The following is a 23,425-nucleotide window of genomic DNA, read 5'->3' on the forward strand; positions in this document are numbered from 1 at the left end:
GCAGTCTCGATTTTCCATTCCGGCTGGAGAGCTCGCAATGAACCAAGAAGTGAAGCACACCGATTTCGACACCCGCGCCGCCGAGCTGCGCGCGCGCAACGACGCGCTGGCGGCGAGCAAGCCCGGCCTGCGCGCCCGCAACCTGGCGCAGGAACTGGGCGTCTCCGAGGCCGAATGGGTCGCCGCCGGCTGTGGCGGCGTCAAGGCGACTGAACTGCATGGCCAGCCGCAGGAGATCTTCCGCGAATTGGGCACGCTGGGTCCGGTGATGGCCTTGACGCGCAATGACTGGTGCGTGCACGAACGCCACGGCGAATACCTGGACATCCAGGCCGACGGGCCGGTGGGCCTGGTGCTGGGGCCCGATATCGACCTGCGCGTGTTCTTCTCGAGCTGGCGCTCGGCCTGGGCGGTCGAGCAGGATGGCCGCCACAGCCTGCAGTTCTTCGACGGCGAGGGCGTGGCGGTGCACAAGGTCTACCGCACCGAGGCCACCAACGTCGCCGCGTATGACGCGCTGGTGGCCCGTTTCGCCGGCGCGTCGCGCTGGCCCGAGACCTCGCCCTATGCGCCCGCCACCGACGCGCCGCGCGTCGAGGACAGCGCGCAATGGCGCCAGGCCTGGCTCGGCATGCAGGACACGCACGAATTCTTCCCGCTGCTGCGCAAGTTCAAGGTGTCGCGCCTGGCGGCGCTGGCGGCCGCCGGCGAGGACCTGGCCCAGACCGTGCCGGTGGAGTCGGTCGAGCGCATGCTGGAATCGGCCGCGGGCAGCGGCCTGTCGATCATGTGCTTCGTCGGCAACCGGGGCATGATCCAGATCCACACGGGTCCGGTTGAACAGCTGCGCCGCACCGGTCCCTGGTATAACGTGCTGGACCCGAAGTTCAACCTGCACCTGGACACCACCGCCATTGCGTCGGCGTGGGTGGTCAACAAGCCCACCAGCGATGGCTGGGTGACGTCGCTGGAGCTGTATTCTTCCAGCGGCGACCTGATTGCGCAGTTCTTTGGCGAGCGCAAGCCGGGCAAGCCGGAACTGCCGGGTTGGCGTGAATTGATGTTGGGTCTGTGCCGCGTGCCGTTGGCCGCGTGAGGATGAAGCAATGAAGAAATGGCTGGCGATGGCGGCGGGATGGATGCTGGTGGCGTGCGCGCAGGCGGCGCCGCCGGCGCGCGTGGTGACCCTGGGCGGCAGCGTGACGGAGATCGTCTACGGCCTGGGGCAGGGTGACAGGCTGGTGGGCGACGACCAATCCAGCCTGTACCCGGAGGCCGCGACCAAGCTGCCGCGCGTCGGCTATTACCGCGCGGTGCCGGTGGAAGGCGTGCTGGCGCTCAAGCCCGACCTGGTGCTGGCCTCCGAACAGGCCGGTCCGCCCGAGGCGCTCAAGCGCCTGGGCGAGGTCGGGGTGCGGGTGGTGAGCGTGCCGGACGCGCCGTCGGTCGATTCGCTCAAGGCGCGCATCCGCGCCGTGGCGGGCGCGCTGGACGTGGCGCCGGCCGGCGAGCGCATGGTGCAGGAGGTGACGCGCGAACTCGACAAGGCCGAGGCGCTGCCCGCCACGCGCGCGCGGGCGCTGCTGCTGATCAACCGCAACGGCGCGCCGCAGGGCGCGGGGCACGGCACCGCGGCGGCCGAGGTCATGCACCTGGCCGGGCTGGCCAACGTGCTGGACGGGCAGCAGGGCTACAAGCCGCTGTCGCCCGAAGCCATCGGCGCGCTGGCGCCGGACCTGATCATCGTGACGAGCGAGTCGCTGCAGGCCAGCGGCGGCCTGGAAGGCTTCGCGCGGCTGCCCGGCATCGCCGTCACGCAGGCCGCCGCGAAGCAGCGCATCATCGTGATGGACGACCTGCTGATCCTGGGCCTGGGCCCGCGCCTGCCGCAGGCGCTGACGCAGCTCAAGCAGGAGGCCGCGCATGCCATGGCGCGCTAACCCGCCCTTGGCGCTGGTATTGTTGGCGGTTGCGTTGGTGGCGGCGGTGCTGGCCGCCAGCGCCAGCGGCGCCGTTTCGATTCCCCTGCGCGAACTGCCGTCGCTGCTGTGGGGCACGCCCACGCCGGAACAGGCGCTGTGGCGCAACGTGCTGATCGACATCCGCCTGCCGCGGGTGCTGCTGGCGGTGGTGATGGGCGCCGGCCTGGCGATCTCGGGCGCGGCGCTGCAGGCGCTGTTCCGCAATCCGCTGGCCGAGCCGGGCCTGATCGGCATTTCCGCCGGCGCCTCGCTGGGCGCCGTCATCGCCATCGTGATGACGCATGGCGGCTTCTGGTACACCGCGCCGGGCGCCTTCATCGGCAGCCTGGTCGCGACGTTGTCGGCCTACATGGTGGGCCGGCGCGTGCCGGGCGTGGCCGGGCTGCTGCTGGCGGGGGTGGCGATCACCGCCATCGCCTTCAGCCTGATCGGCCTGTTCACCTTCATGGCTTCCGACGCGCAGCTGCGCGACCTGACCTTCTGGAACATGGGCAGCCTGGCCGGCGCCAGCTGGAAGCTGCTGGCCTTCCTGGGGCCGTGGGTGCTGCTGCTGTCGTTCTGGCTGATGCGCCAGTGGCGCGTGATGAACGCGCTGCTGCTGGGCGAGCGCGAGGCCCAGCACCTGGGCTATTCGCTCAAGCAGGCGCGGGCGCGGCTGGTGCTGGCCTGCACCCTGATCGTCGGGCCGCTGGTCGCCGCCAGCGGCACCATCGTGTTCGTCGGCCTGGTGGTGCCGCACCTGGTGCGCATGACGCTGGGCGCCAACCATCGCCTGCTGCTGCCCGCCTGTCTGCTGGGCGGCGGGCTGGTGATGACGCTGGCCGACTGGCTGGCGCGCATCGTGGTGATTCCGGCCGAACTGCCGATCGGCCTGGTGACCGGGCTGGTGGGCGGTCCCTTCTTCCTGTGGCTGCTGGCGCGCGGCCGGAGGCACGGTTGATGCTGGCCGCCGAGAACCTGACCCTGGCGCGCGACGGCAAGCGCATCCTGGACCGCGTGTCGCTGGCGATCCATCCCGGCGAAGTGGTGGGCCTGCTGGGCAGCAACGGCGCCGGCAAGTCGACCCTGCTGGGCGCGCTGTCGGCCGAGCTGGGCGCGGACGGCGGCAGCCTGACGCTGGACGGCCGCCCGCTGGACGCGATGCCGCCGCGCGAGCAGGCGCGCAAGCGCGCGGTGCTGCCGCAGAAGCCCGGGCTGACCTTCGACCTGGGGGTGCGCGAAGTGGTGGCGATGGGCGCCTATCCGTTTCCGGAACTGTCGCCGGCCGAGGTCGACGAACTGGCGCGGCAGGCGCTCGAATGGGCTGACGTCAGCCACCTGGATGGCCGCCGCTATCCGCAGCTGTCGGGCGGCGAGCAGCAGCGGGTGCAGTTCGCCCGTGTGCTGGTGCAATGCCGCGCGGCGCGTGCCGCGGATGAGGCCCGCTATCTGTTGCTGGACGAACCCACCGCCAGTCTGGATCCCAAGCACCAGGCCGACCTGATGCGGCGCGCGGCCCAGCTGGCGCGCGAAAGCCATACGGGCGTGCTGGTCATCCTGCACGACATGAACCTGGCGGCGCGCTGGTGCGACCGCCTGCTGCTGCTGAGCGGCGGCCAGGCGGTGGCGCTGGGCACGCCGGCCGAGGTGCTGACGCCGGCCAATCTGTTCCTGGCGTATGGCATCGAGGCACAGGTGATGCCGCATCCGCTGCAGGCGGACCGGCTGCTGGTGCTGATGGCTTGATGCGGGCGAGCCCCGGTAAAATGGGGCATCGCGGCGGCCGCGGCCGCCTTTTCCCCTTTTCCTCATCTACCGACAGGACCCAGTGTCATGCCTACTTTCGACGTCGTCTCCGAAGTCGACAAACACGAACTCACCAACGCCATCGACCAGGCCAACCGCGAGCTAGCCACCCGTTTCGATTTCAAGGGCACGGATGCCAAGTTCGAGCTGGAAGGCTTCGTGGTGACGCAGGTCGCATCCAGCGCGTTCCAGCTCAAGCAGATGCTGGATATCCTGCGCGGCCGCCTGTCGGCGCGCGGGATCGACGTGCGCTGCCTGGATGTGGCGGATCCGCTGGAGAACCTGGGCGGGGCGCGCCAGAAGGTGACGATCAAGCAGGGGATCGAACAGCCCGTGGCCAAGAAGCTGATCGCGGCGATCAAGAACGCGAAGCTCAAGGTCGAGAGCCAGATCAATGGCGACAAGCTGCGGATTAGCGGCAAGAAGCGGGATGATCTGCAGACGGCGATCGCGTTGTTGAAGAAGACGGATGTGGATTTGCCGTTGCAGTTTGAGAATTTTCGGGACTGACTTTTTTGCGGCGGGGGGGCTTCGTAGGCCGCCCGTTGCGCGGGGTGTCGGGAGGGTGGGCGCCCACGATTGCGGTCCGGAGCGTTCGCTCCGGACTTCCCCTTCGTCATCTTCGTTCAGGCCTTCGGCCTTTCCTTCAGATTCCCTCGGGCGCATCGAGGTTGCCCACCCTCCCGACACCCCGCGCAACGGGCTACCGGCGTCTTGGTTTGCGGCGCAGTCAGGGCGGTGGGGGGTGGAGAGGTTTGCGTTGCCCGCAGAAAACCGGCCGCCCTGCGCGGCCGGTTTTTGCATACGCGGGTTGGGGCGTCGGGGCGGTGTGCGCTACGCGCTTGCGGGGGGCGTGGTTTTGCTGGCCTGATTCATCGGGTGGGCGTCGTGCCTGCATGGCGCACCATCATTTCCTCAATACGCTGCCCACAGGTGCTGGGCCGCATAGGCGCGCCAGGGGCGCCAGGCTTCGGCGCGGGCCAGGAGTTGGGCGGGGGTGTAGGCGCGGTTTTCGAGTTTTTCCAGGGCGCGGATCAGGCCGATGTCGGAGGCGGGGAAGGCGTCGGGTTCGCGCAGTTGGCGCAGGGCGATGTATTGGGCGGTCCATTCGCCGACGCCGCGGATCTCGCGCAGGCGGGTGACGGAGGCGTCCAGGCTGTCGGCGGCTTCGAACAGGTGCGTGTCGGCCAGGGCGGCGGCGGCGACGGCGGAGAGGGTGGCGGCGCGGCTGCGGGGCATGCCCAGGGGGGCGAGGTCGGCGGGGGCAATGGCTTTGGGCAGCGGGAACAGGTGGGTCAGGTCGCCGTCGGGTTGGTCCAGGGGCTGGCCGTGGGCGGCGACGAGTTTGCCGGCGAGCTTGATGGCGGCGCCGACGGTGATCTGCTGGCCGAGGACGGCGCGCAGGGCGAGTTCGAAGCCGTCCCAGGCGCCGGGCACGCGCAGGCCGGGGCGGGCGGCGGTCAGGGCCGCCATGACCGGATCGTGGGCGAACTGGGCGGCCAGGGCGGCGGGGTCGCTGGCCAGGTCGAAGACGCGGCGCAGGCGCGCGATGAGGGTGGGCAGCGCGTGCAGTTGCGGGAAGCGGACGGTGGCTTGCAGCGCGTTGCCGGCGCCGGGTTCGACGCGGACGGTGCCCTGGGCGTCGTCCAGGCCGATGGTGCGGGTGTAGCTGTCGCCGCTGACACGTTCGATGCCGGGGATGGCGCGGACGCGCAGGAAGTCCAGCATGGCGGGCCAGTCGTAGGGCGGACGGTAGCGCAGCAGCAGCTTGATCTCGCCTTGCGGGCCGGCCGAGACATCGGGCTTGCCGGAGCGCCGCAGTTCTCCCGGCGGACGGCCGAACAGGGCCTGGAAGATCTCGTTGAAACGGCGGATGCTGCCAAAGCCCGCGGCGAAGGCGATTTCGGCCATCGGCAGGTGGGTCTCGTGGATCAACTGCTTGGCCAGCAGCACGCGGCGGGTCTGGGCCACGGCCACGGGCGAGGCGCCCAGGTGCTGGCGGAACTGGCGCCGCAACTGGCGTTCGCCCACGCCCAGGCGCGCGGCCAGCGCATCGACGCCGGCATCGTCCAGCGCGCCGAGCTCGACCAGGGCCAGGGCGCGCGCGACGCTGTCGGGCAGCTCGGGGGCCGACCCCGCGGCGGGCGCGGTCTCGGGGCGGCAACGCAGGCAGGGGTGAAAGCCCGCTTCCTGGGCGGCCGCGGCCGTGGGGTAGAAAAGGACGTTGCGCGACAGCGGCGTGCGCGCCGGGCAGACCGGGCGGCAGTAGATCCGGGTGGTCTTGACGGCGGTGAAGAAGCGGCCGTCGTAACGGGCATCGCGCACGCGGATGGCGCTGTAGCAGGCATCATGGTCGAGGTTCATGGGGCCATGCTAGCGCCGGACGCGGACGCGATCTAGCGGTTTTCGGACACTGTGGTCACGCGCACTGCCATGTCCGGAATCCGCCAGCGCGGCGTCGCCGGCCAGCCTATATTGAACCCATTCCCACCGCATCCGGAGCCCGCCATGCCGATTCAAACCTTCACCCTGGAACGCGTTGCCACGCCTATCGGGCAGATGCTCGTGCTGACCGATGCGCAGGCCTGCCTGCGCGCGGTCGATTGGGAGGATTACGAACCCCGCATGCATGCCTTGCTGCGCCGCCAGTACGGCAAGGGCGCGGTGCGGGTCGAGGACGCCACGCGGGCCTCGGCGGCGAGCCGCCGGCTGCAGGCGTATTTCGATGGCGAAGTCGATGCGATCGACGGGCTGGAGGTGGCGCTGGGCGGCACCGATTTCCAGCGCCAGGTGTGGCGGGCGCTGCGCGATATAGAACCGGGCGCGACGGTCAGCTATGGCGTCCTGGCCGGGCGCATCGGCCGGACGTCGGCGGTGCGCGCCGTGGGCATGGCCAATGGGGCCAATCCGGTGGGGATCGTGGTGCCGTGCCACCGCGTGATCGGCGCCGATGCGTCGCTGACCGGCTACGGCGGCGGCCTGCATCGCAAGCGCTGGCTGCTGGACCACGAAGGCCGCTGGCGGGCGGCCCGGGGCGCGCCGGTGGCGCGCGCGGCGTGAAAAACGGTCAGGCGCGGATCCAGCCGCGCGCGATCGGCAGGGCCAGCAGCTTGCGGTAGAGGGCCTGCAGCAGCGCGGTCAGCGGCGCGCCGACGCGGCGCCAGACCGGCATGACCAGCCCGGCCGCCACGGGCGCCAGCAGCAGGCCGCCGGCGATGTCGAGCGGGAAGTGCACGCCCAGGTAGACCCGCGACAGGCCGACCAGCGCCGCCAGCAGCAGCGTGGCGTAGCCCCAGCCGGCCCAGCGACGGTCGAAGATCAGCGTGAACGCCAGCGTCGCGATGATGATGGTGTGGTTGCTGGGGAACGACGCGGTGGCCTTGTGGGCGAAGAAGGCGTGGCCCAGGCCGAGCGTGAACGGCCGGGGATGCGGCCACAGCGCGCCGCACAGGTAGCTGATGAACAGCGCCGCGCCGATGCCGGCCAGCGCCTTGAGGGCCAGGTCGCGCTGCGCCTGCCCGCCCCACAGCCAGAGCGCGGCCAGGACGATCGGCAGCAATTGGATCAGCCGGTTGGCGACGATCAGGCCGGCCTGGATGCGCCAGCCGGGGCTGGCGGGATCGGCGTTGATCAGAAGAAACAGAGACTGATTAAAAGGTTCCAGGAATTCCATGACGCGTCATCTTGCTGAAATTATTTTGTCAGGCGCGATAGTAGACAGGTTTGCCGTCAAATCCCTTGCAAAATGCGGCGGAATCCATGGATTTACGTCTGGATTCGATTTACCCCGCCAGGCTGGCCAGGCGCTCGGCCGCGGGCGCCGGCTTGCACAGGTAGAGCGTGCAATCGGCGGCGTCCAGTTCCGAGCGCGCCAGGGCCAGCAAGGGCTTGGCCACCTCCGGCGGCATGGCTTGGGTGAACCGGTCGAGGAACCCCGCCCCGGCCGGCCAGGATGCGGGCGCGGCGTCCGCCTCGCGCAACAGGCCCAGCGCGATGCCATACAGCCAGGATGAAAACGGGCCGGAACCGCGCTCGCGCCAATGCGCGGCGGCGGCGTCGAAGCCGGCGCCGCCGTCCGCGGGGGCGGTTGCCAGATGCTGCCGCAACAATTGCGCCAGCGGCTCCGCGTGGCGGCGGATCAGGTCCTGCAACCTCGGCGCGGCGGCCCCTCGCGAAACGTCTGGTTGGCGGCAGCGGTAAAGCGAAGGCGTGGGCATGGGCGGTCTGCGAAGAAAGCACGCCGGCTTGCCGTGAGGCGCGCCGGCCAACGCCGCATTACATCGGCCGCGCCGGCTTTTGGGTATCCCTGAAATCAGGTAATCGCCGCGCTGGCCGGCAGCGACAGGCGCGCGCACAGCCGCGTGCAGCCGGGCGCCGAGGCGATGTCGAGCGTGCCGCCGACGCGCGCGATGCGGGTGGCCATGCTGCGCACGCCGACGCTGAGATTGGCGCGGCGCACGGCGTCGACGTCGAAGCCGACGCCGTCGTCCTCGATCTCCAGTTCCAGCTGGCCGTGGGCCGGCTGGCGCAGCGTCACGCCGACCCGCCGGGCGCGGCTGTGCTTGACCACGTTGGTCAACGCTTCCTCGATCAGGCGTGTCAGCGCCAGGCATTGCAGGGCCGAGGGCGTGCCGTCCCAGGCGCCGGGCACGTCCCAGCGCACCGCCACGTCCAGCTCGTCGAACAGCTGGGTGTAGCGGTGGCGCAGCGGCGCGATCCATTCGCGCGGGGTGGCGGGGGGCGTCATGTCGGCGCTGGCGCCGCTGTCGATGGTCTGCCGCAGGTCGTTGCGCAGCAGGTTCAGCATGGACAGGACCTGCCGGTTCCGCAGCGGCTCGCCGGCCTGCTCGACCGCCGCCGTCATGCGCACCAGCGAGCCGCCCAGGCCGTCGTGCAGGTCGCGCGCGATCTCCAGCCGGTCCTGCAGCCGGCTGTTGGCCAGCGCCAGTTCGTGTTCGCGCGCCAGCGTGGTGGCGAGCTCGGCGCGGGCGCGGCCGACCGAGATCTCCAGTTCGTGGTTGAAGCGTTCGATGCGCCGCACGCCGCGCGCATGGCGCAGGCCCAGCACGGCCGACATGCCGACCAGCACCGCGACGCTGGTGTAGGGGATGACCGAGAGGCCGCCGATGAGCTTGAGGATCAGCAGCAGGTCATGCAGGGCCGCGCCCAGGAAAATCACCAGGCAGGCGGCCAGCAGCATCTGCTCGCGGTCGCGGCTGCGCACGGCGTGGACGGCGAATTGCAGGCAGTTCAGGTAGAACAGCGCCGAGACCGTCAGCACGATGACGCGCTGCATGGTCGCCACGGCCGTATCGGGCACGCCGATGGCGGCGGCCAGCATCACCGCGACGGCGCACCACAGCGCCTTTTCCAGGCGCGGCCAGGATTGGCCGGCGAAGCGCCAGGTGAACAGGCAGAAGCAGGCGATGTGCAGGGTCAGCGCGATCGTGTTGGCGCGCGCCGCCATCAGCGTGGTGCCAAACGGCCACGGGCTGACGGCCAGCACGTTGGCGCAGAACAGCACCCAGAAGAGCGCAGTCAGCGCGTACCAGCCGTGGCTCGACTGCCGCGGCTGCATGGCCCACAGGAAGAAGAACAGCGCGCCCAGCGTGGCCGAGATCACCAGGTTGACCAGGAACAGGGTGCGGTTGCGCCATTCGCGCATCTCGTGGTCGCGCAGCAGCGCTTCGGGCTCGCCCAGGTGGACCGGACCCAGGCCGGGCGTCTGGCCGGCCACGCCGGTGACGCGGATCCACAGGGTGTTGAGGCCGTCGCGCACCGAGGATTGGGGCAGGCGCCAGTAGCGCGGCATGTTCCAGCTGCGCGACAGCGGTTCGACCAGGCTGGCGTCGCGCCACAGCAGGTCGTCGTTCAGATGGATCTCGCCGGCCATGACGATGGACTCGATCGCCAGCGCTGCCTGGCCCGCGGGCGCGCCGCCGCAGCCATGGCGCCAGTCGATGCGGTACCAGACGGCGCCGCTGTATTGGGGCCAGCGGCTGTCCCAGTCGTCCGGCAGCGACACCGTGCGCCAGGCGGGGCCGTCGGCGGGCCGTTCGCCGCCGGGGCCGGCCTGCGCCGAGCGCACTTCCAGCACCCGCGCCACGCAGTCGGCCGCATCGGGCTGCGCCATGGCCGGCGCGGCCAGCAGCGCCAGCCAGGCCAGCAATGCCAGCCACGTCAGTCGAGCAAGCCGCGCGAGCGCGCCGTGTGGATCGCGCGGGTGCGCGAGGAGACGGCGAGCTTGCGGTAGATGTGCTTGATGTGGCATTCGACGGTGTAGCGCGACAGGAACAGTTGCTCGGCGATTTCACGGTTGCCCAGCCCCTCGGCCACCAGCCGCAGGATCTGCCCTTCGCGCGGGCTGAGCATCTCGCCCGCGTCGGCGGGGGCGGGCTGGGCCGGCGCGGGCCGCATTTCCTCGATGATGCGGCGGGCCACGAACGGGTCGATCGGCGCGCCGCCGCGCAGCACGCTGCGCAGCGACAGCAGCACTTCCAGGTCGTCGCGTTCCTTGAGCACGTAGCCGGTGGCGCCGGCGCGCAACGCGGCCAGGATGGCGTCTTCGGTGCTCCAGGCCGAGATGACCAGGATCGCCAGCGCCGGATCGGCGGCGCGCAGCTCGGCGATCAGGTCGATGCCGCTGCCGTCGGGCAGGCCCAGGTCGACCAGCGCCAGCGCGACCGATTCGTCGGCCACGCGGCGCCGCGCCTCGGCCAGCGAGGCCGCGAACAGCAGCGCGTCGGCCGGGTAGCCCAGCTGTCCCAGCAGCCGTTCCAGCCGGCGGCAGACCAGCGGTTCGTCTTCCACCACCAGGACCGGGGCGGGCAGGGCAAGCGCGGAGACGGGCGACAGGTCGGTCATGGCGGCGGACAGGGGAGCCACGGGCGAATTTGCCCGCATGGCATTTTGCCGGCCTCCCTCGGGGCTGGCTATCCCTGAAACTGGGTATGCGGCGGCGTCGCGCGGCGGCGCGTTCACTTGGCGATGCGCTTGCCCTGGGCGTCGATCACCGCTTCGCCGTCTTCCTTGGTGAAGGCGCCTTGCTGCGGCGCCGGCAGGATGTCCAGCACCAGCTCGGACGGGCGGCACAGGCGCGCGCCCTGCGGCGTGCTGACGAAGGGGCGGTTCAGCAGGATGGGGTGGGCCTCGATGGCGTCCAGCAGGGCGTCGTCGCTCAGCGTGGCGTCATCCAGGCCGAGTTCGGCGTAGGGCGTGCCCTTTTCGCGCAGCGCGTCGCGCACCGTGATGCCGGCGCGCTTGAACAGCGCCTTCAGTTCCGCGCGCGACGGCGGCGTTTCCAGGTACAGCACGACCTGAGGCTCGATGCCGGCGTTGCGGATCATGGCCAGCGTGTTGCGCGAGGTGCCGCACTTGGGGTTGTGGTAGATGGTGACGTCGGACATGGGGCCTTCCTTGCGGTGTTGCGGGGACAAGGGGGGAGCATAGTGCATTCCGGCCCGGCCCTGTCCCCATCCGCCGGGCGTCAGGCGCGCAGCTTGCGGCCCAGCCGGCGCCAGCCGATCACCACGCCGGTCAGGCTCAGCGCCGCGCCGCCCAGGCTCAGGAACACCAGCAGGATGTCCCACAGCGGCCGCCGCGCCAGCAGGCCGGTCCAGTCCCAGCTGTGCAAAAAGGCGAACAGCCAGCGGCTGGCGCGGTTGCCGCGGTCCTGCCGGCTCAGCACCTGGCCGGTGCGCGGATCCAGGTAGACCCAGCTGGCCTGCGGATCGTCGAACACCAGTCGCCACGCCGGCAGCGGCTTTTCGATATGGCCGAGCATGGCGTGCTCGTCGCGGCCGTAGTAGTAGAAGTCGTAGCGGTCCAGCACCTGCACCTCGGTCAGTTTGGCGCCGGGCACTAGCCGCGCGGCGGCGGCGCGCAGGGCGGCCGGATCGAGCGTGACGGGCCGCGCGTCGGCCGCCGCCAGCAGTTGCGGCGCGCCCGGTCCGCTGCGGGCCAGTACCAGGTCGTGGCCGTCCACCCGTTGCCAGCGCAGTTCGCGCGGCGCGGCCGGCAGGGCGCGGATCAGCGCGGCGGGCGCCGCCTGCGGCGCGTCGGCGGCATAGGCGCCGCCGGCGTAGGCCTGCTGCGCCAATGGCGGCGCGCCGCTGCTGAACACCTTCCACGGGTTCATCGACATCAGGCCGCTGAAGATCCAGGTAATGGTGATGCCGGCGAACAGCAGGCCGGCCAGGTGGTGCCAGCGCATCATGTTCTCGCGGTAGGGCGAGCGGCTGCCGCTGGCGTAAGGGCGCGAGAAGCGCCAGCGCAGGATGCCGACCACCGTGCCCGTCAGCGCCACGGCCACGCCGATCACCGACAGCCAGACGACGATGTCGTGCCACCACGGATCGAAGACGTTGCCACGGAACGGATACAGCCAGTGGATCCAGGCGCCGGCGTAATTCCACAGCCGTTCGCGGCGGGTGGCGTCCAGCACCACTTCGCCGGTGGCGGACGAGACGTACAGCCGGGTGCGGGCCGGGTCGTCCAGGTCGATGCGGTGCAGCGGCCGATGCATGTCGAGCGCGCCGGAATGGGTGTAGACGTCTTCTTCCACCTCGCCCTGGTAGTGCGCGGCGTAGTCGCCGCCGAACCAGGCCGCGGCGCTGGCCGTGGCGACCGTGGCGTTGGCGCGCGGCAGCAGCGCGCCGCTGGCGGCGTCCACCACCTTGGGCGCGCGGCCACGGCCCATCGGCACCAGGTAGACCGGCGCGCCGCCGCGCAGCGCGGCCAGGCTCAGCCCCGCCATGTCGGTCGCGCCGGCCGCCGCCAGCGCCTGGGCCGGCGTGGCGGCGACGCGGGCCGGATCGAGCGGCGCCAGGTGCGTCATGCGTTCCTGCGGCGTGAGCTTGGGATAGCCCACGTACATCATCACCACGCCCGAGATGAACCACATGGCGAAGAACAGGCACAGCACGATGCCGGCCCAGCGGTGCGTCAGGTACAGCCAGCGCTTGGCGCGGGTGGACCACGGCACGGGCGCGGGCCGGCGGCGGGGGGAAGGGATGGCGTCCATGGCAGTCCTCAGAACCGCGCCTGCAGCGTCAGTTCGAACGAGCGCGGCGCGCCCAGGTAGAACATCGGCGCGCCGGTGACGTTGGCCGCGTACACCTTGTCGGTCAGGTTGCGGACCCGGCCGGTGACGGTGAAGTGGCGGTCGATGCGGTGCGACAGCGCCGCGTCGAACACGGTGTACGACGGCGCCCAGACGGTGTTGGCGGCATCGGCGTAGGCGCGGCCGACGTAGCGCGCGGCCACGCTGGCGTTCCAGTCGGGAAGGAAGGCGTAGTCGATCCAGGCGTTGGCCACGCGCCGCGGCGTGTTGGTCGGCACATTGCCGTTGCGCGACACGCGCACCCCGCCGACCGTCTCCGAGAAATCGTCGTACTGGGGATCGACGAAGGCCACGTTGGCCTGCAGCGACAGGGTGCGCGTCAGGCGCAGGCCGCCCGCCAGTTCCAGCCCGCGCGCCGACTGCTGGCCGACGGGGACGCTGACGGCCGGGTTGTTGGCGTCGGGCGCCGAGATGTTCTTGCGCGTGATCTCGTAGGCGGCGACGGTGGCCGAGCCGCGGCCGTCCCAGAACTCGAACTTGCCGCCGACTTCCTTCTGCGTGCCGGTGGTCAGTTTGTCGTTGTTGAGCACGTCGGCGAACGACGCGGTGGCCATGATGCCGGACGGGGGATCGGCGGCCGTGGCGTATTGCGCGTAGAGCGAGGCCTGCGGCGTGATGGCCCAGTTCAGCGCCAGCCGGCCGGTGGTGGGCGAATAGCTGCGCGAGGCCGAGGCCGGCGAACTGGCCGTGACCGCGCGGCGATTGGTCAGGTCCAGGTCGATGAAGTCCTTGCGCAGGGCCGACACGATGGCCACGCCGGGCAGCACCTCGGTGCGGTTCTCCAGCGTGAAGGCCAGCGTGCGGATGCGGTTGTCGCGGTCCGGGTTGTGGCCGCGCGTCATGCCGGGGATGTCGTAGAAATAGCCCGGCTGGAAATCATACGGATCGACCGCGTCCACCGTGGCCGGCAGGCTGGTCGGATAGCGGGTCTGCTTGTTCACGCTCAGGTCGGCGCCGAACGACCAGCTGGTGGGCAGCCCGGCCAGCGTCGATTCGACCAGGCCTTCGACGCGGTTGCCGACCAGGCTCTGCTCATGGCGCTGCAGCAGCGCGGCCGAGCGCAGCACGCGGCTGTTGGCGGCGTTGTAGCGGTAGGTCTCCAGGTTGCGGAAATCGCGTTCGGCGCGGTAGTAGTAGAGCGTGTTCTTGAACGTCACGCCCGGCGCCGCGCGCCATTCCGTGAGCGAGCGGGCCCACAGCACCGATTGCTCGTACAGGCCGTCGTCGACGTTGTAGTTCTTGAAGCGCGTGCCGCCGCGGATGCGGCCCTCGCCGCTCACCTTGCCGTTCGCGCCGACCATCAGGGGCGTGCCCCAGTAGGGGCGGTCGACGCGCTCGCGCTGGTACTCGAAGGCCCAGGTCTGGGTGACGTCGTCGCCCAGGTCGGACAGCAGCGAGGCCGCCACCTGGGTGGCGTTCGAGCGCTCGCCGTCGACCCAGCCGTTGCTGGCGGTGGTGTTGGCGTCGATGCGCAGGTAATGGCCGCGGCCGCCTGGCGAACCGGCCAGTTGCTGGTTGATGCCGGCGGATACCTGGCGCGTGTCGAACGAACCCAGGCGCAACTGGCCTTCGTAGAAGGTATCGCGTTCGGCCAGCTTGGTGACGTAGTTGATGGCGCCGCCGACTGCGCCGGCGCCGAACAGGAAGGTCGAGGGGCCGCCGATGGCCTCGACGCGGTCGTAGATCCAGCTGTCGATCGGCCGCGCCGCCGCCGAGTCGTATTGCACCGAGATGCCGTTGAACAACTGCGAGACCTGCCCGCCGCTGAAGCCGCGGTAGCTGACGGCGCCGGCCATGCCGGGGGGCGAGGCGTTGTTCACGCCCGGGATGCCGCGCGCGATGTCCTGGGTGTTGAGGGCGCCGCGCGCCTCGATCTGCTGGCGCGAGATGACGGTGACGGAAGCCGGCGTGTCCTTGATCCGCAGGCCGAGGCGGCTGCCGGTGCCGTCGATGCGCTCCAGGTTGATCGGGCCGTTGGGCGAGTCCTCGGCGCGCTCGCCTTCGACCCGGGTCGGGGCCAGGGTTTCGATGGCGGGTTCGGCGGTCAGCGCGAACGCGGGGTTGGCCGCGCAGGCGCCGGCCAGCAGGGATGCTGCATAGGTTTTTTTCATGGTCCAGGCCGGCGGGGGCCGGCATGCACGCTCGCGCGGGCGCCGCGGTCAGGGGCGGCGAAAAGGCGCGGGCGCGGGGTCTCCAGGGCGTCGCCGCCGGAAATGGGCGGCGCGGGCTCGGGCGCAGGCGGCGGGGCGGCCGTCCACGCGGGACGGCCTCCGCGCGCTCAGGCCGCGGGCGGGGCGCGCGGCTGGGCCGCGTGCCAGGCGTGGAGCGGGTGCGAGGCGCGGTAGAACAGCGCCGGATAGGTGACGCCGCCGCTGGCGGGCGCCGGCAGCACGGTCAGGGACGTGGGGGGAATGCCGAGATCGCCCTGCGGATTGCGGCAGAACGGGCAGTGGTTGCTGTCGCCATGATGGGCGGCGTGGTCGCCGGCCGCGTCATCGCTTTGCACCTCGATGGTCAGGGACGAGCGGCCGTCGGGGGCGCAGTAGTCCACGGTGACCTGGCGGCTGGCATTGGGCAGGTGGTTGCCATGCGCCAGCGACGGAACCAGCGACGCCCACAGGATCGCGATCAGCGCGATCCAGGCGTAGCCACGGTTCAGGAAGTGGGCAAGGTGCATGACGCGGGATTATATCGGACCCGTCCTGGTTTGCCGTCCCGCGGATACGGCACGGCACGCTAGACCGAAAGATGCCGCCGCACGTCCTCGCCGTCGATGGCGGCGCGGTCGCCGCTGGCCACCACCTCGCCGCGCGACAGCACCACGAAGCGGTCGGCCAGCTCGCGGGCGAAGTCGAAGTACTGCTCGCACAGCAGGATGGCGATGTCGCCGCGCTGGCGCAGCATGTGGATGACGCGGCCGATGTCCTTGATGATGGACGGCTGGATGCCCTCGGTCGGCTCGTCCAGGATGATGAGGCGGGGTTCCGCCACCAGCGCGCGGGCGATCGCCAGCTGTTGCTGCTGGCCGCCCGACAGGTCGCCGCCGCGCCGCGCCAGCATGCTCTTGAGCACCGGGAACAGCTCGAACACTTCCTCCTTGATGCGGCGCGCGCGCGCCGCCGGCTTGGTGGCCATGCCCATCAGGATGTTCTCCTCGACCGTGAGCCGGGCGAAGATGTCGCGGCCCTGCGGCACGTAGGCCATGCCGCGCGCGGCGCGCTGGTGCGGCGCCAGGCGGGTGATATCGGCGCCGTCGAAGGCGATGGCACCGCGCGCCACCGGCAGCACCCCCATCACGCACTTGAGCAGCGTGGTCTTGCCGACGCCGTTGCGGCCCAGCAGCGCCAGGCATTCGCCCTGGTTCACGGCCAGCGACACGCCGCGCAGGGTGTGGCTGCCGCCGTAGTACTGGTCGATGGTGTTCACGTTCAGCATGTCAGCGCCCCAGGTAGACTTCGATCACGCGCGGGTCGGCCTGCACCTTGGCCATCGGCCCCTCGGCCAGCACCGAGCCTTCATGCAGCACGGTCACCTTGCCGTCGCCGGCGATCTGGTTGACGAAATCCATGTCGTGCTCGACCACCATCAGCGAATGGCGGCCGCGCAGTTCGTTGAGCAGTTCGCCGGTGCGCTCGGTCTCGGCGTCGGTCATGCCGGCCACCGGCTCGTCCAGCAGCAGCAACTGCGGTTCCTGCATCAGCAGCATGCCGATCTCCAGCCATTGCTTCTGGCCGTGCGACAGCAGGCCGGCCGGGCGGAAGGCCTCGGGCCGCAGCCGGATCAGGTCGAGCGTCTCGCCGATGCGGTCGGTTTGCTCGCCGGTCAGGCGCGCGAACAGCGTGGGCCGCACGCGCTTGTCGGTCTTCATGGCCAGCTCCAGGTTCTCGAATACCGTGTGCTGCTCGAACACGGTGGGGCGCTGGAACTTGCGGCCGATGCCGGCGTGCGCGATCTGCGCCTCGCTCAGCGTGGTCAGGTCGATGCTCTGGCCGAAATAGGCGGTGCCGGCGGTGGGCCGCGTCTTGCCGGTGATGACATCCATCATGGTGGTCTTGCCGGCGCCGTTGGGGCCGATGATGCAGCGCAGCTCGCCGACGCCGATGTCCAGCGTCAGGTCGTTGAGCGCCTTGAAGCCGTCGAAGCTCACGGTGATGCCTTCCAGGTAGAGGATGGCGCCGTGGCTGGTGTCCAGGCCCTTGGGGCTGACGCGGCCGTAGCCGGCGTCGCCGCTGGGGCCGCCGTCCAGCATGGCGGATTCGGAATGGGTGCTGGTCATGCGCGTCGCTCCTGGTAGCGGGCGGCCAGGCGCCGGGCCAGGCCGACGATGCCGGTGGGCAGGAAAAGGGTAACCAGCACGAAGATCAGGCCCAGCGCGTACAGCCAGAATTCGGGCAGCACGCTGGTGAACCAGGTCTTCAGGCCGTTCACGGCGCCGGCGCCGATGATGGGGCCGATCAGCGTGCCGCGGCCGCCGGTGGCCACCCAGATCACCATCTCGATGGAGTTCTCGGTGGACATCTCGCTGGGGTTGATGATGCCGACCTGCGGCACGTACAGCGCGCCGGCGATGCCGCACAGCACGGCCGACAGCGTCCACACGAACAGCTTGAAGCCGAGCGGGTCGTAGCCGATGAAGCGCAGCCGGCTCTCGGCGTCGCGCACCGCCGTCAGTACCCGGCCCAGCTTGGACTGGGTGACGGCGCGCGCCAGCACCAGCGCGCCGGCCAGCGCCGCCAGCGTGATCCAGTAGAGCGCGGCGCGGGTGCCGGGCGCGGTGATGTCGAAGCCCAGGATGCGCTTGAAATCGGTGAAGCCGTTGTTGCCGCCGAAGCCGGTGTCGTTGCGGAAGAACAGCAGCATCGCCGCGAAGGTCAGCGCCTGCGTGATGATGGAGAAATACACCCCCTTGATGCGCGAGCGGAAGGCGAAGTAGCCGAACACGAAGGCCAGCGCGCCCGGCACCAGCACCACCAGCAGCATGGCGTAGGCGAAGTGATCGGTGAACGCCCAGTACCAGGGGTAGTCCTTCCAGTCCAGGAACACCATGAAGTCCGGCAGCCGGCTCTGGTAGACGCCGTCCTGGCCGATGGCGCGCATCAGGTACATGCCGTGGGCGTAGCCGCCCAGGGCGAAGAACAGGCCGTGGCCCAGCGACAGGATGCCGGCATAGCCCCACACCAGGTCCAGCGCCAGCGCCGCCAGGGCGTAGCACATGAACTTGCCCAGCAGCGCCACCGCGTAGGCCGAGATATGCAGCGGATGGCCGGCGGGAAACGCCAGGTTCAGCAGCGGCACCAGCGCCAGCAGCAGCACGCCCGCGCCCAGAGCGGCCCAGGCGCGGCCATTGAACAGGGGCCGGCGCGCCAGCGGGTTGAGATCGGTCAGCGCGGTCTGCTTCATTCGACGCTCCGGCCGCGCGGGGCGAACAGGCCTTGCGGCCGCTTCTGCACGAAAAGCACGATGAGCACCAGGATGGTGATCTTGGCCATGACCGCTCCCGCGTAGGGCTCCAGGAATTTGTTGACGCCGCCCAGGCCGAGCGCGGCGATGACGGTGCCGGCCAGCTGGCCGACGCCGCCCAGCACCACCACCATGAAGGAATCGACGATGTAGCCGCGGCCCAGGTCCGGGCCCACGTTGCCCAGCTGCGACAGCGCCACGCCGGCCAGCCCGGCGATACCCGAGCCCAGCCCGAATGCCAGCATGTCGACGCGGCCGGTGGGCACGCCGACGCAATCGGCCATGCGCCGGTTCTGCGTGATGGCGCGCACGAACAGGCCGAGCCGCGTGTGGTTCAGCAGCGCCCACACCAGGAACACCACGAACAGCGCGAAGCCGATGATGACCAGCCGGTTGTAGGTCAGCACCAGGCCGCCCAGCACGGTGACGCCGCCCGACATCCAGCTGGGGTTGCCCACTTCCACGTTCTGCGCGCCGAACAGCGTGCGCACGCCCTGCATCAGCATCAGGCTGATGCCCCAGGTGGCCAGCAGCGTTTCCAGCGGGCGGCCATAGAGCCAGCGGATCACGGTGCGTTCCAGCGCCATGCCGACCAGCGCGGTGACCACGAAGGCCAGCGGCAGCGCCGCCGCCACGTACCAGTCGAGCCAGCCGGGCAGCCAGGCGCGGAACGCCGTCTGCACCAGGTAGGTGACGTAGGCGCCGATCATCAGCAGCTCGCCGTGCGCCATGTTGATGACGCCCATCAGGCCGAAGGTGATGGCCAGCCCCAGCGCCGCCAGCAGCAGCACGCTGCCCAGGCTGAGGCCGTAGAACAGGTTGCCGGCCCACTCGATGGTGGCCAGGTGGCGGTCGATGCGCTTGAGCGCGTTGGCGGCCGCCTCGCGCACGCCGGCGTCGGGTTCGGCGTAGACGCCGTCCTGCTGTTGCGTCAGCGCCGCCAGGGTCGGCCGGAAGGCGGCGTTGTCGGTGCGGCCGAGCAGATCCACCGCATGGCGCCGCACCGCGGGGTCGGCGCTCTTGAGTTCGAGATTGGCCTGCGCGATCTCCAGCGCGGCGCGCACGGCCGCGTCCTTTTCGGCGGCCAGCGCCTTTTCCAGCAGCGGCAGGCGCGCCGGATCACCGGTCTGCTGCAGGCGGCGGGCCGCGGTCAGCCGTTCCTGCGGATTGTCGGAGAACAGGCGCGAGCCGGCCAGCGCCGCCTCGATCGCGCGCCGCAGCCGGTTGTTGATGCCGATGCCGGAAGCCTCGGCCGGCATCGGCAGGGCCGCGCCGGTGGCCGGATCGGTGGCCTGGCCCTTGCCGTCGCCGATCAGCACGCGGCCGTCCGGCAGCGCATACAGCTGGTCATTGCCCAGCGCCTGCAGCACCGCGGCCGCGCCCGGGCCGGGCTGCTGGCCCAGGGCGGCAATGGCTTGCAGGCGGGCGTCGGTGTCGTCGCCGGCCAGCGGCGCCAGCAGCGCCGGGTCCACGCCGGGCGCGGCCGCCTGGGCGGCCAGCGCCGGCAGGGCCAGCAGCCATGCCAAGAGGAGATGACGCAGGAATTTCGCGATGACCGCATTCAGCATGGCTGCGCTTCCGGTTCCGGTTCAGAGACCTTGCTTGCTTTCGTTGCCCGGGATGTACGGGCTCCACGGTTGCGCGCGGATCGGGCCCTTGCTCTTCCAGACCACGTTGAACTGGCCGTCCGCCTTGATCTCGCCGATATAGACCGGCTTGTGCAGGTGGTGGTTGGTCTTGTCCATCTCGATCGAGAAGCCGCTCGGCGAGTTGAACTTCTGGCCGCCCATGGCCGCGATCACCTTGTCGACGTCGGTGGTCTTGGCCTGCTCGACCGCCTGCTTCCACATGTGGATGCCGATGTAGGTGGCCTCCATCGGGTCGTTGGTGACCACGGTGTTGGCGTTGGGCAGGTTCTTGGCCTTGGCGTAGGCCTTCCACTTCTTGATGAACTCTTCGTTGACCGGGTTCTTGATCGACTCGAAGTAGTTCCAGGCGGCCAGGTGGCCCACCAGCGGCTTGGTGTCGACGCCGCGCAGTTCTTCCTCGCCCACCGAGAACGCCACCACCGGCACGTCGGTGGCCTTCAGGCCGGCGTTGCCCAGTTCCTTGTAGAACGGCACGTTGGAGTCGCCGTTGATGGTGGAGATGACGGCGGTCTTGCCGCCCGCCGCGAACTTCTTGATGTTGGCGACGATGGTCTGGTAGTCGGAATGGCCGAACGGGGTGTAGACCTCGTCGATGTCGCTGTCCTTGACGCCCTTGGAGTGCAGGAAGGCGCGCAGGATCTTGTTGGTGGTGCGCGGATAGACGTAGTCGGTGCCCAGCAGCACGAAGCGCTTGGCGCCGCCGCCGTCTTCGCTCATCAGGTATTCCACGGCGGGGATGGCCTGCTGGTTGGGCGCGGCGCCGGTGTAGAACACGTTCTTTTCCAGTTCCTCGCCTTCGTACTGCACCGGGTAGAACAGCAGGCCGTTCAGCTCCTTGAACACCGGCAGCACCGACTTGCGCGACACCGAGGTCCAGCAGCCGAACACCACCGCCACCTTGTCCTGCGACAGCAGCTGGCGCGACTTCTCGGCGAACAGCGGCCAGTTCGAGGCGGGGTCGACCACCACGGCTTCGAGTTTCTTGCCCATCACGCCGCCGTTGGCGTTGATCTCGTCGATGGTCATCAGGGCCACGTCCTTGAGCGACGTTTCCGAGATGGCCATGGTGCCGGACAGCGAATGCAGGATGCCGACCTTGATGGTGTCTTCGGCGGCGAACAGTTGCGGCGTCCAGCCCGACATGGCCAATAGGCTCGCGGCGGTCAATTGCTTGAGGACTAGTCTGCGTTTCATGGTGACTCCTGGATGGGAAGAAGCCGGCGGCGCCGGCGATAACGGTCTCAAAGCCTGGGACTGCATCCAACTACCTCTGCGCGCGGCCCTGCCTGGGGCAAGGGCGTGACCAGGACTCAAAAGCAAAAGGCGTGCCAACCGCGGCGCGGGCGCGGCGCGCTGTATTGAGCGATAGGGAAATGCGTGGTCCGGCGGCGGCGCGGCGGCCGCGTCGGCGCGGTTCAATCTGGTGCCGCGTGCACAAAACCGGTGCGGTCGTTGCCCGCTGTGGGTGCGCGAACGCGGCGCGCGCGGTGGCGGCTGGCGGGGCGCCCAGGGCGGGGAAGGGGGCGCGGCGCACATGGCACGCGTATTGCTTGGGAATCCGTACTTGTATACAAGAGAGGATTCCAGCATGAATGCCGTAGCAACGCAGAAGGCCCCCATCGGTTGGACGATCGCGCAATGGCTGTCGGCCTATGACGCCGACGGGGCCACGCCCGAAACGCTGTTGCTGCCGCTGGCCGCCGCGCCGGGCGACGCCGCCGACAACGCCTGGATCACGCGGGTCAGCGCGCCGGTGCTGGCGCGCCAGCTCGACGACCTGCGCCTGCTGCTGGCCGCGGCGGGTGGCGACCGCGCCCGGCTGCCGTTGTACGGCGTGCCGTTCGCGATCAAGGACAACATCGATGCGGCCGGCTGGCCGACCACGGCCGCCTGCCCCGAGTTCGCCTACACGCCGGGCGAAGACGCCACCGTCGTGCGGCGCCTGCGCGCGGCCGGCGCCATCCTGATCGGCAAGACCAACCTCGACCAGTTCGCCACGGGCCTGGTCGGCACCCGCTCGCCGCACGGCGCGGTGGCCAACAGCTTCGATCCCGACTACATCAGCGGCGGCTCCAGCTCGGGGTCGGCCTCGGTGGTGGCGCGCGGGCTGGTGGCGTTTTCGCTGGGCACCGACACCGCGGGCTCGGGCCGGGTGCCGGCGGGCTTGAACAACATCGTCGGCCTCAAGCCGACCAAGGGCTGGCTCAGCACCGCGGGCGTGGTGCCGGCCTGCCGCACGCAGGACTGCGTGTCGATCTTCGCGCTGACGGTGGACGACGCCGAACGCGTCGCCGGCATCGCCGGCGGCTATGACGAGCACGATCCCTATTCGCGCGCGCAGCCGGCCGGCGTCGCCGCGCCCTGGCCCGCCACGCCGCGGCTGGCCGTGCCCGACCGGCTGGAGTTCTTCGGCGATGCCCAGGCCGCCGCCGCGTTCGAGGCCGCGGTGCAGGCGCTCAAGGCCAGCGGCGCCGAGGTCCAGGCCATCGACTTCGCGCCCTATGCCGAGCTGGCGGCGCTGCTGTACCAGGGGCCGTGGGTGGCCGAGCGCTTCGCCGCCGTCGAGGCGTTGTGGCGCGACAAGCCCGAGGCCATCCACCCGGTGGTGCGCGGCATCGTCGAAGGCGCGGTCCACTACGACGCGCTCGACGCCTTCAAGGCCGAGTACCGCCGCGCCGAACTGACGCGCCGCATCCACCAGTCGCTGCAAGGCTTCGACGCGCTGGTGGTGCCGACCTCGCCGTCGATCTACACCATCGCCCAATTGCAGGCCGACCCGGTGCGGCTCAATTCGCAACTGGGCATCTACACCAACTTCGCCAACCTTGCCGACCTGTCGGCGCTGGCGCTGCCGGCCGGCATGCGCGGCGACGGCCTGCCGGCCGGCATCACGCTGATCGGCATGGCCTGGCAGGACCGCGCGCTGGCGCGCTTCGGCCGCCAATGGCAGGCGCAGCGCGGGCTGCCGCTGGGCGCCACGGGCCAGCCGCTGCCGCCAATGGGACCGGCCGCCGCCGACCCCGAGCTGCTGCGGGTGGCCGTGGTGGGCGCGCACCTGACCGGCATGCCCCTGAACCACCAGCTGACCTCGCGCCGCGCGGTGCTGGTCGAAAAGACCCACACCGCCGCCGACTACCGGCTGTATGCGCTGGCCAACACCACGCCGCCCAAGCCGGGGTTGGTGAAGTCCGACAGCGGCGCGCCGATCGAGGTGGAACTGTGGGACATCCCGCTGGCCGCGTTCGGCGCCTTCGTGGCCGAGATTCCCGCGCCGCTGGGCATCGGAACGTTGACGCTGCATGACGGCCGCCAGGTCAAGGGCTTCATCTGCGAGCCGCGCGGCCTGGCCGGCGCGCGCGACATCACCGCCTTCGGCGGCTGGCGCGCCTATCTCGCCAGCCTGAACGCCACCCCCCGCTAATTCCAAT

The 23,425-nt window shown here is 70.4% G+C and carries 21 protein-coding genes; 7 read left to right on the forward strand and 14 right to left on the reverse strand.

The features are described 5' to 3' along the window. The first annotated feature begins 37 nt into the window (after nt 1-37). The 5 genes from AC1HFW_RS27045 (at nt 38) to AC1HFW_RS27065 (ending at nt 4,277) form a co-directional block, all read left to right on the forward strand. Nucleotides 38-1,096 carry a hemin-degrading factor gene (locus AC1HFW_RS27045; RefSeq protein ID WP_104021713.1) on the forward strand — a complete coding sequence of 353 codons (1,059 nt, stop codon included), beginning with the start codon at nt 38-40 and terminating at the stop codon, nt 1,094-1,096. Between the two features lie 10 nt (nt 1,097-1,106). Beyond that, nucleotides 1,107-1,940: a heme/hemin ABC transporter substrate-binding protein gene (locus tag AC1HFW_RS27050; RefSeq protein WP_241070029.1), complete on the forward strand. Its 834-nt coding sequence runs from the start codon at nt 1,107-1,109 to the stop codon at nt 1,938-1,940. Beyond that, nucleotides 1,924-2,922 (forward strand): FecCD family ABC transporter permease, encoded by a 999-nt coding sequence (locus tag AC1HFW_RS27055; protein WP_061073552.1) that lies wholly within the window; start codon nt 1,924-1,926, stop codon nt 2,920-2,922. Before AC1HFW_RS27050 ends, AC1HFW_RS27055 begins: the two co-directional genes overlap by 17 nt. Next, entirely contained in the window at nt 2,919-3,707 is a 789-nt protein-coding gene (locus AC1HFW_RS27060) for a heme ABC transporter ATP-binding protein (RefSeq protein ID WP_061073553.1), read from the forward strand. The genes AC1HFW_RS27055 and AC1HFW_RS27060 overlap by 4 nt, the downstream gene beginning before the upstream one ends. An 87-nt stretch (nt 3,708-3,794) precedes the next feature. After that, nucleotides 3,795-4,277: a YajQ family cyclic di-GMP-binding protein gene (locus AC1HFW_RS27065; protein ID WP_006390968.1), complete on the forward strand. Its 483-nt coding sequence runs from the start codon at nt 3,795-3,797 to the stop codon at nt 4,275-4,277. Between the two features lie 405 nt (nt 4,278-4,682). On the opposite strand, the gene AC1HFW_RS27070 is transcribed toward AC1HFW_RS27065, so the two are convergent. Continuing rightward, nucleotides 4,683-6,131 carry an AlkA N-terminal domain-containing protein gene (locus tag AC1HFW_RS27070; protein ID WP_479285836.1) on the reverse strand — a complete coding sequence of 483 codons (1,449 nt, stop codon included), beginning with the start codon at nt 6,129-6,131 and terminating at the stop codon, nt 4,683-4,685. A 144-nt stretch (nt 6,132-6,275) separates the two neighbouring features. Here AC1HFW_RS27070 and AC1HFW_RS27075 point away from each other — a divergent pair, with 144 nt between their 5' ends. Beyond that, nucleotides 6,276-6,827, forward strand: coding sequence for a methylated-DNA--[protein]-cysteine S-methyltransferase (locus AC1HFW_RS27075; protein WP_205413657.1), 552 nt, complete (start codon nt 6,276-6,278; stop codon nt 6,825-6,827). Between the two features lie 7 nt (nt 6,828-6,834). Here AC1HFW_RS27075 and AC1HFW_RS27080 read toward each other — a convergent pair whose 3' ends face one another. From AC1HFW_RS27080 to urtA, 13 genes are all read right to left on the reverse strand, one after another. Continuing rightward, nucleotides 6,835-7,440, reverse strand: coding sequence for a phosphatase PAP2 family protein (locus tag AC1HFW_RS27080; RefSeq protein ID WP_006390965.1), 606 nt, complete (start codon nt 7,438-7,440; stop codon nt 6,835-6,837). Between the two features lie 109 nt (nt 7,441-7,549). Next, complete coding sequence (locus AC1HFW_RS27085) at nt 7,550-7,984, reverse strand: hypothetical protein (RefSeq protein ID WP_479285838.1); 435 nt, start codon at nt 7,982-7,984, stop codon at nt 7,550-7,552. Between the two features lie 95 nt (nt 7,985-8,079). Beyond that, nucleotides 8,080-9,936 carry a sensor histidine kinase gene (locus tag AC1HFW_RS27090; RefSeq protein ID WP_479285839.1) on the reverse strand — a complete coding sequence of 619 codons (1,857 nt, stop codon included), beginning with the start codon at nt 9,934-9,936 and terminating at the stop codon, nt 8,080-8,082. A gap of 11 nt (nt 9,937-9,947) precedes the next feature. Beyond that, nucleotides 9,948-10,631 (reverse strand): LuxR C-terminal-related transcriptional regulator, encoded by a 684-nt coding sequence (locus tag AC1HFW_RS27095; RefSeq protein ID WP_479286566.1) that lies wholly within the window; start codon nt 10,629-10,631, stop codon nt 9,948-9,950. Nucleotides 10,632-10,744: 113 nt separating this feature from the next. Next, nucleotides 10,745-11,173 (reverse strand): arsenate reductase (glutaredoxin), encoded by a 429-nt coding sequence (arsC, locus tag AC1HFW_RS27100; RefSeq protein ID WP_198487005.1) that lies wholly within the window; start codon nt 11,171-11,173, stop codon nt 10,745-10,747. 80 nt (nt 11,174-11,253) lie between these two features. Next, the gene (locus tag AC1HFW_RS27105) at nt 11,254-12,789 is read right to left on the reverse strand and encodes a PepSY domain-containing protein (protein WP_479285841.1); all 1,536 of its coding nucleotides are present in this window, start codon (nt 12,787-12,789) and stop codon (nt 11,254-11,256) included. An 8-nt stretch (nt 12,790-12,797) separates the two neighbouring features. Next, the gene (locus AC1HFW_RS27110; protein WP_479285843.1) at nt 12,798-14,999 is read right to left on the reverse strand and encodes a TonB-dependent receptor; all 2,202 of its coding nucleotides are present in this window, start codon (nt 14,997-14,999) and stop codon (nt 12,798-12,800) included. Nucleotides 15,000-15,166: 167 nt separating this feature from the next. After that, nucleotides 15,167-15,565, reverse strand: a complete 399-nt coding sequence (locus tag AC1HFW_RS27115; protein ID WP_006390958.1) for a DUF2946 domain-containing protein — start codon at nt 15,563-15,565, stop codon at nt 15,167-15,169. A 59-nt stretch (nt 15,566-15,624) separates the two neighbouring features. After that, on the reverse strand, nt 15,625-16,323 hold the full coding sequence (gene urtE / locus AC1HFW_RS27120; RefSeq protein ID WP_061073560.1) for an urea ABC transporter ATP-binding subunit UrtE: 699 nt from the start codon (nt 16,321-16,323) through the stop codon (nt 15,625-15,627). A gap of 1 nt (nt 16,324) precedes the next feature. After that, nucleotides 16,325-17,164 carry an urea ABC transporter ATP-binding protein UrtD gene (gene urtD, locus AC1HFW_RS27125; protein WP_061073561.1) on the reverse strand — a complete coding sequence of 280 codons (840 nt, stop codon included), beginning with the start codon at nt 17,162-17,164 and terminating at the stop codon, nt 16,325-16,327. Beyond that, entirely contained in the window at nt 17,161-18,288 is a 1,128-nt protein-coding gene (urtC, locus tag AC1HFW_RS27130; RefSeq protein WP_241073979.1) for an urea ABC transporter permease subunit UrtC, read from the reverse strand. Before urtC ends, urtD begins: the two co-directional genes overlap by 4 nt. Continuing rightward, complete coding sequence (gene urtB / locus AC1HFW_RS27135) at nt 18,285-19,916, reverse strand: urea ABC transporter permease subunit UrtB (RefSeq protein WP_479285845.1); 1,632 nt, start codon at nt 19,914-19,916, stop codon at nt 18,285-18,287. The genes urtC and urtB overlap by 4 nt, the downstream gene beginning before the upstream one ends. Nucleotides 19,917-19,937: 21 nt before the next feature. After that, nucleotides 19,938-21,191 (reverse strand): urea ABC transporter substrate-binding protein, encoded by a 1,254-nt coding sequence (gene urtA / locus AC1HFW_RS27140; RefSeq protein WP_035359425.1) that lies wholly within the window; start codon nt 21,189-21,191, stop codon nt 19,938-19,940. 394 nt (nt 21,192-21,585) lie between these two features. Here urtA and atzF point away from each other — a divergent pair, with 394 nt between their 5' ends. Continuing rightward, complete coding sequence (gene atzF / locus AC1HFW_RS27145) at nt 21,586-23,418, forward strand: allophanate hydrolase (protein WP_479285847.1); 1,833 nt, start codon at nt 21,586-21,588, stop codon at nt 23,416-23,418. The last annotated feature ends 7 nt before the right edge of the window (nt 23,419-23,425 follow it).

The sequence above is a fragment of the Achromobacter sp. ISS7 genome (assembly GCF_056523125.1).

Excerpts from the sequence above, each read along its gene's own strand:
- AC1HFW_RS27045 (WP_104021713.1), top strand. The coding sequence starts at position 38 with ATGAACCAAGAAGTGAAGCACACCGATTTCGACACCCGCGCCGCCGAG.
- AC1HFW_RS27050 (WP_241070029.1), top strand. The coding sequence starts at position 1,107 with ATGAAGAAATGGCTGGCGATGGCGGCGGGATGGATGCTGGTGGCGTGC.
- AC1HFW_RS27055 (WP_061073552.1), top strand. The coding sequence starts at position 1,924 with ATGCCATGGCGCGCTAACCCGCCCTTGGCGCTGGTATTGTTGGCGGTT.
- AC1HFW_RS27065 (WP_006390968.1), top strand. The coding sequence starts at position 3,795 with ATGCCTACTTTCGACGTCGTCTCCGAAGTCGACAAACACGAACTCACC.
- AC1HFW_RS27070 (WP_479285836.1), bottom strand. The coding sequence starts at position 6,131 with ATGAACCTCGACCATGATGCCTGCTACAGCGCCATCCGCGTGCGCGAT.
- AC1HFW_RS27075 (WP_205413657.1), top strand. The coding sequence starts at position 6,276 with ATGCCGATTCAAACCTTCACCCTGGAACGCGTTGCCACGCCTATCGGG.
- AC1HFW_RS27080 (WP_006390965.1), bottom strand. The coding sequence starts at position 7,440 with ATGGAATTCCTGGAACCTTTTAATCAGTCTCTGTTTCTTCTGATCAAC.
- AC1HFW_RS27085 (WP_479285838.1), bottom strand. The coding sequence starts at position 7,984 with ATGCCCACGCCTTCGCTTTACCGCTGCCGCCAACCAGACGTTTCGCGA.
- AC1HFW_RS27095 (WP_479286566.1), bottom strand. The coding sequence starts at position 10,631 with ATGACCGACCTGTCGCCCGTCTCCGCGCTTGCCCTGCCCGCCCCGGTC.
- arsC (WP_198487005.1), bottom strand. The coding sequence starts at position 11,173 with ATGTCCGACGTCACCATCTACCACAACCCCAAGTGCGGCACCTCGCGC.
- AC1HFW_RS27105 (WP_479285841.1), bottom strand. The coding sequence starts at position 12,789 with ATGGACGCCATCCCTTCCCCCCGCCGCCGGCCCGCGCCCGTGCCGTGG.
- AC1HFW_RS27110 (WP_479285843.1), bottom strand. The coding sequence starts at position 14,999 with ATGAAAAAAACCTATGCAGCATCCCTGCTGGCCGGCGCCTGCGCGGCC.
- AC1HFW_RS27115 (WP_006390958.1), bottom strand. The coding sequence starts at position 15,565 with ATGCACCTTGCCCACTTCCTGAACCGTGGCTACGCCTGGATCGCGCTG.
- urtE (WP_061073560.1), bottom strand. The coding sequence starts at position 16,323 with ATGCTGAACGTGAACACCATCGACCAGTACTACGGCGGCAGCCACACC.
- urtD (WP_061073561.1), bottom strand. The coding sequence starts at position 17,164 with ATGACCAGCACCCATTCCGAATCCGCCATGCTGGACGGCGGCCCCAGC.
- urtC (WP_241073979.1), bottom strand. The coding sequence starts at position 18,288 with ATGAAGCAGACCGCGCTGACCGATCTCAACCCGCTGGCGCGCCGGCCC.
- urtB (WP_479285845.1), bottom strand. The coding sequence starts at position 19,916 with ATGCTGAATGCGGTCATCGCGAAATTCCTGCGTCATCTCCTCTTGGCA.
- urtA (WP_035359425.1), bottom strand. The coding sequence starts at position 21,191 with ATGAAACGCAGACTAGTCCTCAAGCAATTGACCGCCGCGAGCCTATTG.
- atzF (WP_479285847.1), top strand. The coding sequence starts at position 21,586 with ATGAATGCCGTAGCAACGCAGAAGGCCCCCATCGGTTGGACGATCGCG.